14 protein-coding genes are annotated in these 13,804 nt (G+C 68.7%); 3 read left to right on the top strand and 11 right to left on the bottom strand.

Annotated elements, in window-relative coordinates:
• Positions 1 to 2: 2 nt before the first annotated feature.
• From ABD948_RS20695 to ABD948_RS20715, 7 genes are all read right to left on the bottom strand, one after another.
• Positions 3 to 1,421, bottom strand: coding sequence for a hypothetical protein (locus ABD948_RS20695; protein WP_345271777.1), 1,419 nt, complete (start codon positions 1,419 to 1,421; stop codon positions 3 to 5).
• A gap of 855 nt (positions 1,422 to 2,276) precedes the next feature.
• Complete coding sequence (locus ABD948_RS20700; RefSeq protein ID WP_345271778.1) at positions 2,277 to 2,564, bottom strand: hypothetical protein; 288 nt, start codon at positions 2,562 to 2,564, stop codon at positions 2,277 to 2,279.
• 98 nt (positions 2,565 to 2,662) lie between these two features.
• Entirely contained in the window at positions 2,663 to 2,941 is a 279-nt protein-coding gene (locus tag ABD948_RS22140) for a zinc finger domain-containing protein (protein ID WP_425576655.1), read from the bottom strand.
• A 118-nt stretch (positions 2,942 to 3,059) separates the two neighbouring features.
• Entirely contained in the window at positions 3,060 to 4,268 is a 1,209-nt protein-coding gene (locus ABD948_RS20705; protein ID WP_345271779.1) for an AAA family ATPase, read from the bottom strand.
• A 120-nt stretch (positions 4,269 to 4,388) separates the two neighbouring features.
• Complete coding sequence (locus tag ABD948_RS20710; protein ID WP_345271780.1) at positions 4,389 to 4,649, bottom strand: hypothetical protein; 261 nt, start codon at positions 4,647 to 4,649, stop codon at positions 4,389 to 4,391.
• Positions 4,646 to 4,828, bottom strand: coding sequence for a helix-turn-helix domain-containing protein (locus ABD948_RS22145; protein ID WP_425576656.1), 183 nt, complete (start codon positions 4,826 to 4,828; stop codon positions 4,646 to 4,648). The genes ABD948_RS20710 and ABD948_RS22145 overlap by 4 nt, the downstream gene beginning before the upstream one ends.
• Before the next feature lie 476 nt (positions 4,829 to 5,304).
• Positions 5,305 to 6,753, bottom strand: coding sequence for a recombinase family protein (locus ABD948_RS20715; protein ID WP_345271781.1), 1,449 nt, complete (start codon positions 6,751 to 6,753; stop codon positions 5,305 to 5,307).
• Between the two features lie 86 nt (positions 6,754 to 6,839).
• Here ABD948_RS20715 and ABD948_RS20720 point away from each other — a divergent pair, with 86 nt between their 5' ends.
• The 3 genes from ABD948_RS20720 (at position 6,840) to ABD948_RS20730 (ending at position 8,073) form a co-directional block, all read left to right on the top strand.
• On the top strand, positions 6,840 to 7,346 hold the full coding sequence (locus ABD948_RS20720; protein ID WP_345271782.1) for a hypothetical protein: 507 nt from the start codon (positions 6,840 to 6,842) through the stop codon (positions 7,344 to 7,346).
• Positions 7,347 to 7,441: 95 nt separating this feature from the next.
• Positions 7,442 to 7,738 (top strand): hypothetical protein, encoded by a 297-nt coding sequence (locus ABD948_RS20725; protein ID WP_345271783.1) that lies wholly within the window; start codon positions 7,442 to 7,444, stop codon positions 7,736 to 7,738.
• Between the two features lie 92 nt (positions 7,739 to 7,830).
• Positions 7,831 to 8,073 carry a hypothetical protein gene (locus ABD948_RS20730; RefSeq protein ID WP_345271784.1) on the top strand — a complete coding sequence of 81 codons (243 nt, stop codon included), beginning with the start codon at positions 7,831 to 7,833 and terminating at the stop codon, positions 8,071 to 8,073.
• 32 nt (positions 8,074 to 8,105) lie between these two features.
• On the opposite strand, the gene ABD948_RS20735 is transcribed toward ABD948_RS20730, so the two are convergent.
• From ABD948_RS20735 to ABD948_RS20750, 4 genes are read right to left on the bottom strand one after another with little or no spacing between them, the layout of a single operon-like run.
• On the bottom strand, positions 8,106 to 8,603 hold the full coding sequence (locus tag ABD948_RS20735; RefSeq protein WP_345271785.1) for a beta-class carbonic anhydrase: 498 nt from the start codon (positions 8,601 to 8,603) through the stop codon (positions 8,106 to 8,108).
• 57 nt (positions 8,604 to 8,660) lie between these two features.
• A complete protein-coding gene (locus tag ABD948_RS20740) occupies positions 8,661 to 10,475 on the bottom strand; it encodes an MFS transporter (RefSeq protein ID WP_345271786.1) in 1,815 nt (604 codons plus the stop codon).
• On the bottom strand, positions 10,472 to 11,230 hold the full coding sequence (locus ABD948_RS20745) for an LppX_LprAFG lipoprotein (protein ID WP_345271787.1): 759 nt from the start codon (positions 11,228 to 11,230) through the stop codon (positions 10,472 to 10,474). Before ABD948_RS20745 ends, ABD948_RS20740 begins: the two co-directional genes overlap by 4 nt.
• 4 nt (positions 11,231 to 11,234) lie before the next feature.
• Positions 11,235 to 13,739, bottom strand: coding sequence for a DNA gyrase/topoisomerase IV subunit A (locus tag ABD948_RS20750; RefSeq protein WP_345271788.1), 2,505 nt, complete (start codon positions 13,737 to 13,739; stop codon positions 11,235 to 11,237).
• Between the last annotated feature and the right edge of the window lie 65 nt (positions 13,740 to 13,804).

Here is a 13,804-nt window from a genome sequence, read left to right on the forward strand (position 1 = left end):
AGTTACGCGGCAACAATAATGCGCGGCTTGCCAACAGAAGGCGCGAGGGTGCGCGCTAAATGAACCGCTCCGGCCGCTGCATAAACTGCATCGACATTTCCGCTGTCACGGCGCGCGAAACGCCAACCGTCGCCTGACGGCATCGCTACGGCCATCGCAGCGTGCGCATTTAGCAGCGGGTCGCTGCGGTGCATGAGGCGTCGACTCATGACCTGCTCGGCGAACCCCATGCACGTCGCGGCGACGTCGCTGGACTTGATCTCGCGCGCGTCCGCGACCGTGCGCAGGTCCGCTGCCAGTGCGGCGGCGGGTCCACCTGGGAACCACCCGAACGACCTCGGCGAGACGCGCTCCAGCAGGCCAGGGAGCGCCTGCCGTGCGGCGTCGGGGGAATCCCACGCGGCGACGACATCGACGCGCACGCGCCCGTCTTGCCCGACCGCTGCGGCGACGAGCGAGACGTGCGAGTGGTTCGGGGAGACGTCGAGGCAGACGGCGACCCGATCCCTCAGGCCGTCGAGAGTCAGCTGCGGATCGGCGCACCCCTGCCACGCCTGCAGGTCCAGGGCGGTGTTGATCGTGTCGACGCGCTGGCACAGGTGCTCGGTCCTGAACGCTCCCGGCGACATCGTCGCGGCGGCAGACGCCAGCACGCGCTCGGTGATGGTGTGGCCCAGGCCGGGGTTGGCCTGCGCCCACGCGGCGCGGTCGGTGATCTCCGCGCCGTCGGGTGCGCTCCACTCGAAGATGCCGGTGCTTTCGTCGGTCGACGTCAGCGCCATGTCGCGCAGCGAGTTCAAGACAACGCTCGCCTGCTCGCCAGCGTTCGTGATCGGCAAGATAAGCCCGCCAGACGCGGCGGTCGTCGCGCTGAGCGCCTTCCACGCGTCCTCGGACTTCTGCTCGCGCAACTCGTCCAAGATGAGCAGGTCAACGGTGAGTCCACGTCCGGCCTTGCCGTTCGCGGCGGTGATCTTGTAGCGCGCCTGATTGCTTAACAGGAACTGGTAGTCACCTGCCCCGCGTCGTGTCGTGGCGTGCATCTTCGCCAGCGACGGGTTCGCTTCGATGTACTCAAGCGCGCCCTCCCATGATTCGCGGGCGATGGAGAGGTTCTGAGCGACGCCGAGCACGAGCCGTGCGCGTCCCGAGTACATGAACCAGAGCGAGACGATCTTCAGCAGTTCGGTCTTGCCGTTCTGCCTGGAGATGAGAGTGAGGAGGATACGGAACCGAAACTCACCGGACGGCAACAGTTCTAGCGCGTGGATGAGCCACCACTTCTGCCAGGGCATCAACTGAATGCGGCAGAAGCGTTCCGCGAAGTCGATGACTTCGAAGCCCTTGCTGGTGTCCGGGGTGAGTTCGCGCAGCGGTTGCGTCCACAACCGCGGCGTCTCACTCCCCAGCAGCGGCGCCAAAGAACGCCTCGATGTCATCGTGGGCGGGATTACCCGTCCGTGCTGCTGCGCGGGCGCGAGGCGTGGCCTCTAGGGCGCTCAGGGCGGACAGAATCTTGCTGCCGTAATCCTTGAGCGGAGCGCCCGCGTCTACTTCGTTGCAATACGCGATCAACAGCGCGCGTAGCGCTGTGTCTTGCGGGTCATTCGGGATGTTTCGCAGTGTTTCGCGTGCTGCTGCCACCAGTCCTGGGGTTTGACTGGTAATACTCACTAATCAACGATAATCCGAGGTTTTACTGGTTGCGCGTGAAAAAGAACACGGGGCGCAGGTGTCCGGGTGGCCCGTACTAGGAAAAAACCCGTGCAGTTTACAGCGAATGTCTGACGACGATGCGCGCCCTTTTCTTGTTATCCCACGTCACCACGTACCCGATGCACGTGCCGTCCGGTGTGTCGATCAACGCCGGCGAGCCAGGCGTGTAGTCGAACGAATATCCCATCACTCGAAGGGGCGGGGGCAGGTGGCTTTCGCCTTCTTTGAGTGCTTCCCATAGCGTCGCTGCTGTAGCGCGCACTGGTAGTTCATACAGATCATCGGTCATTGTGTTCACCATCTTGTTCCTGGTCTTGGGATTGGATCGCCGTACTTCTCAGCAGTGGGATCTCCATACGCCAGGTTGCAGTCCTTACACGCTGCAATTAAATGCTTGGGATCGTCGCCGACTACACGTCTCGACTGCGTGTGGTGGACGTGGGTGGCGTGGCCCGTACATACGTTGGGTATCTGCAAGCGGCAGGCGTACCCGTCGCGAGCCAACACCAGCGCGCGCACCTTGCGCCACGCTGATGTTGACCCGCCCTTCCAATTACTACTCACTGTTCGATGACGTCGTCTTCGTGTATGTCACCGCCGAAGTTGAGCGTTACGCCAAACTCTTGTTCTTCGTCAGCGTGCGTACGAGACTCCAGGTTGTACTTCATCGTGGTGATAGCGAGATCACTGCCGATTACCTCGCCGTTCCGCACCAACGTCACCGGCCGGTCCGCATGAATTGACCCGCTGGTTACGACGCAGCCAGCGATGTCGCCGTACCTGCTGGAGCGAAGAACTGCTAATACCTTGGCGCTGTTGTTCTTGTTCTTGAATCTTGTGTTGCTCATCTACTTGTTTCCCTTCTTGCTTTGAATTGCTTGCTGTACAACTTCGGTCCCTACTGCTGCTGCGCCGAACACGAGTCCGGCATATACGAGGAGAGTGATCACCTGACACCTCCTCTCGCTGCTGACGCCGCCTTCAAGCGGAGTTCGTGGTAGTCACCGCGTCGCACGTTGATGCACGGCTGGTTGATGGGCGCACGGCACGCGGTGACCGGACAGGGGACCGCCAGCGTCTCGGCGCGGTATCCCAACCACCAGGCGTTGATCGCCCGCCAGATGCGGTCTGTGCACGTCCTAGGGCGGTCGCAGGCCTGGCTCGTGGGTGCGCCGCACGCGGGGCAGGGGACTGTCGTGTGGTTGCTCATTTCGAGGGGCTTCATTTCGGTGTTTGGTTTCTTTCGTCGGATCGGTGATGGTGGGTGAATCCCCTAAAGGGGGGGATTCACCACCACCACCCCACGAATCCCGGCGGGATTCATCGGGATTCATCAAAGGGATTCATCGCACGATGTCGGGGATCGAGTACCAGGAGCCGCGACCGTGGAGGTTCTCCTGGACGGTCAGGACGCCGGACTCGACGAGCCCCGCTAGCTGCTTCCGGATCGTTTCGTCCTTGCCCGTGACGGCGTTGCTGATGGCCTTGCCGGACACCGGCTCGGTCGACGTGCGCAGGACGTCGAGGATCGCGCTCTGGATGCGGGTCTTCGTCGCCTCGACGCGACCTCCCTGGCCGACGACGCGCAGCGACCAGTCGGTGGTGTCGCAGTCGACGGTCCACTTCTGCATCTCGACGCCGCGCGACTGCGCCGCGATGAGCCACCGCTGGGTCGCGGGCACGCCCTCGCGCTCGTTCGCAAGGCCGGAGCCGGACCAGGCCCAGGTGTTGTCGGCCCAGTCGCCAAGGCGCGACGCGCCTCGCGTGCGCTCGAAGCCTTCCTCGGCCTCGCCGTGCCCGGTGTGGGTCACCACTACGACCTCAGAGACCCCTGCTCGGCGCTTGATGAGGTCGACGGCCTTGTGCCACTCGCGCACGTCGTCGTTGGAGTTCTCCTCGCCCGTGAAGACCGCGCCGAACGGGTCGATGATCCAGACCTTGACCTGCCGCCGGGTCAGCCACTCGACGGCCCAGTCCTGCACGGCGGGAGCGATCAGCGGCGTCGAGAACCCGCGCAGGTGGAGAGCGGACGCGCGCTCCGGCGTCCGAATGTTCATCTTGCGGAGCATGTTGGTCGCGTAGTTCTGGTCGAGTTCGTAGTCCCACCACGCCACGCGCCCGTCAGGTGGGCGTACCGCGAACTGACCGAGGAACGGATCTCCGTCGCAAAGCGACTTCATCATGTTCATCATCAGCGTCGACTTGCCTGACTTCTTCTGAGCGGCGAGCAGCATGTTTCCGCCCTCGATCAGCAAGCCGTCGATCAGGTACTCCTGGGGCACTTCTGGTGCGGCCAGTTGCTCAGCCAGCGTCAAGAACTCGACGTTCGGTGCCTCGAATTCTTCAAGCGCCAGTTCCTGCGAGAACTCACGCTTGGCCTCGTGCGACTGGCGCAGGCCGTACACCTTCTGAGAGATCGCCTCGGCGTCGCGCACCTTCTGTCGTACGGCGATCTCCGCCAACTTGCGATCCACCGTCCCCTCTGCGGGGACCGGAGCGCCGAACATCTTCTCGATGTCGGCCTCCGTGACTTCAAAGTAGTCCTTATTCATCGGATATAATCTTTCTTGTGTTTGAAAGCTTCGGTTTTCTTACGTAGTGCGTATCGTGTAGGTGTCATGAGATAGCCCCCGACAACTTTGCCCTCCTCGGCGTCGGGGGCTTTCTCGCCTTTAGCGCTCATACGAGCGGATAGGCGTTTCGTCCCATACGACGTAGCCGCTGGGGTTGTTGCCATTGCTGGCGCGGTACTTCGACTCGCAGTGAGGAGCCTTGTGGCCGAGGCTTCCGCGCTTGCCAAGGTCAGCGCCGTGGTTGTGGCGCTTCGGGCACAGCGGGCACTCGACCGTCACGACGCGGTAGTCGCCGTACTCATTGCTCGGCCGAAAGACGGCGGAGACGACGTGGGCCTTCGGGTACTTAAAGTCGCTCATGAGTCACCTCGAACGATATTCGAAGGCGCGAACATGTGGTCGAGGTCCGACGCGCGTACACGCCACTGACTCCCGACTCGGAATGCGGGCAGGCGGTTATCCCGAATCATCTGGTAGACGGTTCGGGTGCTCAGGCCTAGGTATTCAGCGGTCTCTTTGACCGACAATAGATTCGACACGGTTGACAACTCTCTGTAGTAAAAGCGGAGCGTCGTTTTCGTGTCGTTATGTCGTGCAGGTACTACGTTATCCTAGAGTTTCTTCGATCTTCTTCGATGTGCCGCATTTTCCGCGCTATCACAACGAAAAAACTGCACGAGACTGAGAAAGCACTTCAGTCTGTGCAGTCGATCAGGCGTGTCGCTTGAGGTATCGCTCGGCCTGCCGCACAGTGCGCTCGGCCATCCACTGCCGCAGTTCCTCGCCCGTCCCGGGCGGGACGCTCGCGCGCATGCAGTCGCCGCACCAGGGCAGGGCGTCGCTGACGGCCACGCCGGTCGAGCACGTCCGGCACCCGCCGCCTGGGTGCTCCCAGATCAGTTCCATCTCCTCACCTCCCCTCTCTCTCTCTCTCTCGGTTGGGTGCCGCCAGGCTCGCACGCCGACCGCTGCACAACAGCGGGTCGAAGGAGGACAGTGAGCGCGTTTGCCCAGGTCAGAGGCGGTCTGACGTGATCTCAGGATTGATCGGAACCCCGTACAAGGTGTCGACGGTGTCGCCCGCCTCGCTGACGTCGACCACCGGGACGCCGTTCTGCAACTGCTCGACCTCGCCGGACTTCCAGACGAGCTCGACCCGCGTGAGGTCGATCGAGTTCCGCCCGTTCGTCGGGGCGGGCGCGATCACGACGGCGTCCAGGTGCCGCGCGAGGAGGGCGCGCATCTCGCCGAGGCTGAGTTGAAACAGTTCGCGGGCGTCGCGGTGAGCCCAGTTCGGGTCGACGGCGTTCACCGCTGCTTGCCGACGCTGGCGCTCGACCGCCTTGAGACGCTGCTCCGCCGCCGCGAGAAGGGGGAGGGCCGTCGCCAGGGTGATCTGCTTGCTGGTGACGGCGTCCTGCACCTGAGCGATCTCCGCGCGCGCCTCGTCCGCCTCGGCGTCGAAGTCCTGCGCGACCTCCTCGGGGGCGTCGCGCTTGCGGTCGAAGACCTCGCGAGCGACGACGGAGATCACGACGGGGTCATCGATCCAGTCGCACCGGATCGACACCTTGCCGCACCCGCCGTAGGTCGCCGCGCATCGGTAGCGCGACGCGCGGGCCGACGCGGGCGCGCCCTTCATCTTGCCGGAGCAGACCTTGCAGCGGGCGATCCCTGACAGCAGATGCTTGCGGGTGTTCGTCCCAGGCGGGGGAGCCTCCCCGACCGCTTGGACCGCGTCCCACACGACACGATCTACGAGCCTGGGGAACCCCTCATGGAGTTCGCCCACGACCTCGCCCCGGTAGCGCCTGAGACCGGTGTAGACGGGGTTCTTCAAGATGTTGACGAGCGTCCCGTGCCCGACGCCGATCGACTTCGAGATCGACCCGATGGACTCGCCCGACGCGCGACGGCGGAACGCCTCCCGGACCTTCGCCGCCTGCGCGTCATCGACGTTCCACGCGCGGTCGAAACCGAACGTGGCGTACCTGCCGCCCTGGGGGAGTCCGTTCTCCGCGCGCTGCTGCTTCTGGCGGGCGACGCGCTCGCCGATCCGCTCGGCCTCGGCGGCGTCAGCGGCGGCGAGCATCCGCGCCAGCATCCGACCGTCCGCTGTCAGCAGGTCGATGCGCCCCGTCACGAGGTGAAACAGGACCCCGTACCGCTCGGTCAGCACGATCAGGTCCTCCAACTCGCGCGGTCGACGCGTCAGGCGCGACGACGAGTAGGCGTAGACGTGCTTGATCTGGCCGGCCTCGATCAGGCTCACCATCCGAGCGAACGCCGGGCGGACCTTCGTGCTGCGGGTGGACGCGGAGATGTCGTTGTCGTTGAAGCGCAGGTCGTCCGGCACGTCGCGTCCGGCGAGGCGCAGGGAGTCCTCGGTCTGGCGGGTGACGCCTGCCTCGAGGCCCTCCTTGTCGTCGGAGATGCGGACGTAGATCGCTGAGTCGTTTGGCACGAGGACCATCGTATCCGCCGCGTGCTCTTTGTTACACAAGTACTTCATCGTGCAGGGTGCCTACAAGGTCGACGTCGAGGCGCTGGATGCCTGAGGGCCCCGGGGGACCCGTGCACCCCGCGGGGACCGTGGACCCCGCGGAGCGCGCCGACGAGGTGTGGCACCGGGCACTGCTGCCGCAACCGGTCTCGGACCTGCCCGGCGACGTCGCCCTCCACCACGCCCTGTCCTTCCACGGCACGGTGATGCGGGGCGGGCTCCTCAAGGCGGTCGAGGACGCGATCGAGGCGGGCGACGGCGAGCACCTCGACGCGGTCGCGAGCGCCTACCTCTGGCTGGGCGTCGGCGAGGTCGCCGATCTCGTGGGCCGGGTGCGAAGCGCCGTCGAGGCGGGCGGGACGCGTCGGCTGGCCGAGGCCGAGACGCTGGAGCGTGAGAGCCAGCAGGAGATCGACGCGGTGATGCCCGACGACGCGGCCCTGGAGGCCGTGCTGCTGGCGAAGGTGGTCGAGTCCCCGGGGGCCTTCTCCCCGGGCGGAGTCCCGCGCTTCTCCTGGGCGGACCACGTGCGGGACCAGGCCGGGGAGAGCTAGGTGCACGTCTCCGCACCCGGGTGGAGAGGCGTGCCCTCGCCTCCCGTCGGCCACAGCGTGGTCGGCAGCCGACCGCGATGCCTAGTCTTCGACCCATGAGCCCTCACCCCGTCGAGCCCCACGGACCCGTGGATCCCACGGTCGTCTCGCGCCCCGCGCTGGCCCTGGCCAGCTACCTGGGGACCGCGCTGCTCGTCGGGGGAGTCCTGTGCTTCGTGGCGGCGTTCGTCAACCACGACGCCTTCCGGAACACGTTCTACGACGACCTGGGCAACGAGGCGGTCATCGGCTCGAGCACCACGCTCCTGCTGGTCGTGCTGGGACTGCTGCTCGTGCTGCACGGCGCCGTCCTCCTGCTGTGGCGCGCGGCGTCGCGACCGCGGCGAACCTGACCACGGTTCGGGTGGTGGTGGAGCGCCGCTGGGGTACCGCTGGAGGAACAGGGCAGGTCGTCGACCTGCCCGCATCCCGCATTGGAGAACCCGTGAGCTACCAGCCCGCACCGCCGCAGACCAACCAGTCCAACGTGCTGTCGATCATCGGCATCGTGTGCGGTGTCGTCGCCGTGCTGTTCTTCCCGATCGTCTTCGGCCCGCTCGGCCTGATCCTGGGCGGCATCGGCAAGTCCCGCGGCGAGAAGCTCTCCACCATCGCGCTGGTGGTGGCCGCCGTGGGCATGGTCGTGGGCTTCCTGCTCGGCGCGCTGGTCTACAGCTCCACCCAGTAGCACCGGCGAGGGGCGCGGCTGCGCCGTGAGGCTCAGACCTCGCGGCGCAGAAGCCCCGTGTCGACGTCGTAGATGAACCCGCCGACCTGGACCGACTCCGGCACCAGGGGGTGCGTGCGCACCTTCGCGACGTCCTCCTTGAGGGTGTCGACCTGGTCGTCGACGGTCGGGAAGGACTGCCACGAGGCGTCCTGGCCGGCCGACTCCGAGACCCGGCGCCGCAGCTCGGCCTCGGTGCTGCTGGCCACCGCACAGCGGGTGTGCGGGACCACGAGCACGCGGTCGACGTTGAGCAGGTGGACGCCGAGGACGATCGCCTCGAGCGCCTGCGGCGTCACGCGCCCGCCCGGGTTGCGGAAGATCTTGGCGTCGCCGGGCTTCAGCCCGACCATGCCGAGCGGGTCGATGCGGCTGTCCATGCACGTCACCAGCGCCACTCCGGCCTTGGCGACGCCGTCGAAGCCCTGCAGGGCGAAGGTGTCGGCGAAGGCGCGGTTGGCGGTCAGCAGGTCGTCGAAGTCGTCGCTCACACGGCGCAGGTTAGCGCTGCGACCCCGCCCGTGGGATGTGGCGCCGATCTCAGCCGGTCAGCCGCCGGTGCGCAGCAGGTCGGAGGCGGCGACGCCGCGGGTGGCCGCGCCGCGGAAGACCGCCAGGGCCACCAGTCCGGCGATGACGGCGCAGACGGCGGCGCCGGCGAAGACCGCGTGCTCCTGGGGGATGCCGGCGGCTGCGAGCAGGTCGGTGTACTCCGAGCAGCGGGTGGAGCCACCGCCGCACACCTCGGCGGCGGTGGGGAGCGGGTTGCGCTCCAGCTCGAGGTAGTAGCGGCGCAGCCCGATCGCCGTGAGCGCCGAGATGCCCACCAGCATGCCGACCATCCGGGCCACCACCACCATGGCGCTCGCCAGGCCGTGCACGTCGTCCGCGGTCGTCGCCAGCATGGCGGCGTTGATGGGTGGCAGCGCGAGGCCGAAGCCGAAGCCGCAGATCACCAGCGGCACGGTGGCCAGCGGGCTCTCGAGGGAGTCGACGCCCCACTGGGTCATCCACACGAAGCCGGCGGCCGCCATCGCCATGCCCGCCGCCGTGACGGCGCCCGCGCTGTAGCGGCGGGTCAGGTAACCGCCCACGACGGCACCCACGGGCAGCGCCACCAGGAAGCGCACCAGCACCAGCGCCGCCATCAGCTGGGAGTCGCGGTAGGTGGTGGTGCGGGCGAAGAGCGGGATGTCGGCCACGGCCGCCATCAGCGCGGCGCCCATGAAGAAGCTGACGATCACCGACCCCCACGCCGCGCGCGCCGCGAGCGCGCCGCGGGGCACCAGCGGGTTGCGGGCCCGGCGCAGGTGCACGGCGAAGAGCACGAACGCGACGCCGGCACCCAGCAGGTACCACCAGCCCTGCTCGGCGAAGACCTCGACCTTCACGTCGGCCGTGGCGAAGGCGAGGATCACCCCGCCGAGGCCGAGCGCCAGCCAGGTGGCGCCGAGCAGGTCGGCCTCGCGCAGGCTGCGCCACCAGGAGGGGAGGTCGACGAGCGGGCGTCGCGCGGTGGCGCAGCGCACCACGAACAGCAGTGCCGCGACGACGGCGAGCAGGCCCAGCGGCGTCAACCACCGGCCCTCGCCGGCGACCGGGATGAACAGCTGCCCCCAGGTCATGTCGACGAGCAGGGAGCGCGGGCGCACGAAGACCAGCGACCCGGCCGCGAGAGCCACGGCCGCCAGGACCACCCCGACGAGGTCGGGCAGGCCACCGCGGTAGCGGGGCGGGCGCGTGGCAGCGGCGTGGTCGGGCCGGCCCTCGGAGGTGCGCAGCGTGGCGATGGCCGCGGCCAGCAGCAGGCCGACTGCCAGGTTGAGCGCGAAGATCGCCCGCCAGTCGGCGACGGCGAGCACCAGCGCGCCGAGCACCGGTCCGAGCACGCTGCCGGCCTCCTGCACGGCCGAGACGACACCGAGCGGCACCGCGCGGCGCTCCACGGGGTAGAGGTCGGCCACCAGCGCCAGCGTGGCGGGCACCAGGGCACCGCCGCCGACGCCCTGCAGGAAGCGGCCGGTGACCATCGAGGGCAGGTCGTAGGCCAGGGCCGTGACCAGGGAGCCGAGGGCGAAGACCACCAGGGCCATGACCAGGACCGGGGTGCGACCGCGCAGGTCGGCGATGCGCCCGATCAGCGGCAGCATCGCCACGTAGCCGAGCAGGAAGCCCGAGATGATCGGCGCCGCCCGCTGCAGCTCCTCGGCGGAGATGCCGACCGAGCCCACCATCTCCGGCAGGGCCAGCACCACCACGTAGGTGTCCGCGGCCGCGAAGGCCACCGCAACGGCGGCCAGGGTCAGCAGCAGCAGCGCTGGGCGCCGGTCACCCCCGATCGGGGCCGCCGCCGGGGTGGTCACGGGACCGCGGGAGCGGTGATGTCCTGCTCGGTGCCGTAGTCGGTGAAGCGCAGCGAGTAGGTCATCGGGTCGGTGTCGGGGTAGAAGACGCCGGTGAGGTCGGCGGAGCGCAGCTCGCCGTCCTCGAAGCCGTAGGAGGCGTCGAAGTCACCCTCGGCCGAGGGGATCACGCTCTCGACCGCCGAGCCGGGCACGGTGCCGGCGACGGTGCGCAGCACCTGCGAGGGGTCGTCGGGGTTGCGTTCCTCGCCGGAGTCCTCGAGGTCGGTGGTCTGGTCGAGCAGGGTGACGAAGCCGCCGTCGGCCGCGAGCAGCTGGGCCGGGTCGGGGGCGCCGTACTGGGCGGGGTCGACCTGCTGGAAGCCGGGGGTGAGCGGCACCTGGGCGTAGACGACGTCGTCGACGGCGACCACGGGCACCTGCACCGGGTTGCCGGCGAGCACGACGGTGATCGAGCCCTCGAAGGCCGGTGCGGAGGTGACGACGCCGTCGGCGGCGCTGAGTCCGGTCACGCCCTCGGGGAGGTCGTCGGTGGTGAGCGCCAGCTGCAGTCCGCTGGTCTCGCCGAAGGCGTCGCCCGCGTCGGCCAGCAGGTCCTCGGCGGTGGCCTCGTCGCCGCCTCCGCCGCCGCCCCCTCCGCCGGCGTCGTCGCCGCTGCACGCGGTGAGCGCGACGGCGAGGGCCAGGGCCGTGAGCGGGGCGGCGATGATCCTGCGGGGCGAGCGGGCCCGACGGGCTCCGGGCGTGGTGCGCATGCGCTCAGCCTTCCACATCGGCGGGTGACTCCACGGCGGTGGCGAACGGCGCCAGGCGTGGGGCGAGCGGACCGGCGACGGCGACCACGGGCTGGCTGCCGGGCACACCCGAGCCGTCGCGGCGGCCGGTGGGCTCGGGCAGCTCGACCGGGGCGCCGCTGGCGGCGGCCGCACGGGCGGGCGCGGTGCCGGCCCAGGCGAGCACCAGCGTGTCCTCGCCCTTGAGGAAGCGGTGGCAGCGCACGCCGCCGGTGGCGCGCCCCTTGGCCGGGTACTCGCCGAACGGCGTCACCTTGAAGGCACCGGGCTCGGTGCCCGGAAGGGCCGTGGAGGAGCCCGATGCCGTGACGACGACCGAGCCGTCCGGCGCGGCGGGGTCGACGGCGCCGAACCACACGACCCGCTGGCCGGCGGCGAGCTTGATGCCCGCCATGCCGCCACCCGAGCGGCCCTGGGGGCGGACGAGGGAGGCGGAGAAGTGCAGCAGGCTGGCGTCGGAGGTGATGAAGCACAGCGACTCCTCGCCGGTGACCAGCTCGAGGGCGCCCACCACCTCGTCACCCTCGCGCAGTCCGATGACCGGCCACTCGTCGCGACCCAGCACCTCGGGGTTGACCCGCTTGACGACGCCCTCGCGGGTGCCGAGCGCCAGGCCGGGCCCCTCGGCGGTGATCCGGCACAGCGCCAGCGCGCGCTCCCCGGCGGCGAGCGCGAGCATCTCGGTGAGTGGCAGGCCCCCCTGCAGGTGCGGGTCGTCGGCCTGGGGCGGCAGCACCGGCAGGTCGAGGACGCCGAGCCGCAGCAGCCGGCCCTGCGACGTGAGCACGCCCACCTCGCCGCGGGCCGTGGTGGCCACCGCGGAGACGACGACGTCGTGGTTGGCGCGGTTCTCGCCGGCGCCGACGGGTCGCCCCGAGGAGGTGCGCGCCAGCAGACCGCTGGAGGAGAGCAGCGCGAAGCACGGGTCGTCGGGCACCTCGAGCGGCACCGCGGAGGCGGTGGCAGGGGTGCCGGCGGACTCGAGCAGCACGGTGCGACGCGGGGTGCCGTAGGTCTTGGCGATCTCCGCGAGCTCGTCGGAGACGACCTTCCGCAGCAGGGCGTCGTCGGCCAGGATCGCCTCGAGCCTCTCGATCTCGGCGTCGAGCTCGGACTTCTCCTTCTCCAGCTCCAGGGTCGAGAAGCGGGTCAGGCGGCCCAGCTGCATCTCGAGGATGTAGTCGGCCTGGGGCTCGGTGAGCTCGAAGACCGTCATCAGCTTCTCGCGGGCCTGGCCGCGATCGTCGCTGCCGCGGATCAGCTGGATCACCTCGTCGATGTCGAGGATCGCGATGAGCAGGCCCTCGACCAGGTGCAGGCGACGCGCGGCCTTGTCGCGGCGGAACCGCGAGCGACGTCGGACGACGTCGAAGCGGTGCTGCAGGAAGACCTGGAGCAGCTCGACCAGGCCCAGCGTGCGCGGCTGGCCCTCGACCAGCGCCACGTTGTTGATGCCGAAGGAGTCCTCCAGCGGCGTCTGCCGGTAGAGCTGCTCGAGCAGCGCCTCGGGGACGAAGCCGTTCTTGACCTCGATCACCAGCTGCAGGCCCTTGGCCCGGTCGGTGAGGTCCTTGATGTCGGCGATGCCCTGCAGCTTCTTGGACTGCACGAGGGTCTTGATCCGCTCGACGACCTTCTCGGTGCCCACGCCGTAGGGCAGCTCGGTGACGACGATGCCCTTGCGGCGCCCGATGGACTCGATGCGGGCGGTGGCGCGCATCTTGAAGGTGCCGCGGCCGGTCTCGTAGGCCTCGCGGATGCCCTCGAGCCCCACGATCTTGCCGCCGGTGGGCAGGTCGGGGCCGGGGATGAACCGCATCAGGTCCTCGACGCCGGCCTTCGGCTGCTTGATGAGGTGGCGCAGCGCCTGCACCACCTCGACGAGGTTGTGCGGCGCCATGTTGGTGGCCATGCCGACCGCGATGCCGGCCGACCCGTTGACCAGCAGGTTGGGGATGGCGGCGGGCAGCACGCTGGGCTCGAGCTCGCGGCTGTCGTAGTTGGGCCGGAAGTCGACGGTCTCCTCGTCGATGTCGGCCGTCATCGCCACCGCGGGCGGCGCCATGCGGCACTCGGTGTACCGCATCGCCGCCGGAGAATCGTCAGGAGATCCGAAATTCCCGTGGCCGTCGACCATCGGCAGCCGCATCGACCACGGCTGCGCCATGCGCACCAGGGCGTCGTAGATGGCGCCGTCGCCGTGCGGGTGCAGGCGGCCCATCACCTCGCCGACGACGCGGGCGCTCTTGACGTGCCCGCGGTCGGGGCGCAGGCCCATGTCGTTCATCGTGTAGAGGATCCGGCGCTGCACGGGCTTGAGGCCGTCGCGTGCGTCGGGCAGGGCGCGGGAGTAGATGACCGAGTAGGAGTACTCCAGGAACGAGGCGCGCATCTCGTCACCGATGTCGATGTCGAGGATGTGCTCCTCGAAGTCGTCGGGGAGGTCCTGCTTGGTGGAGCGGCGAGCCATGGGGGCCATTCAACCGCCCGGCACCGACAGCGCTGCCGGTGGCACGCCCGGAAGGACGCGGGGAT

This window comes from Nocardioides nanhaiensis, assembly GCF_039542785.1.
Classification (GTDB): domain Bacteria; phylum Actinomycetota; class Actinomycetes; order Propionibacteriales; family Nocardioidaceae; genus Nocardioides; species Nocardioides nanhaiensis.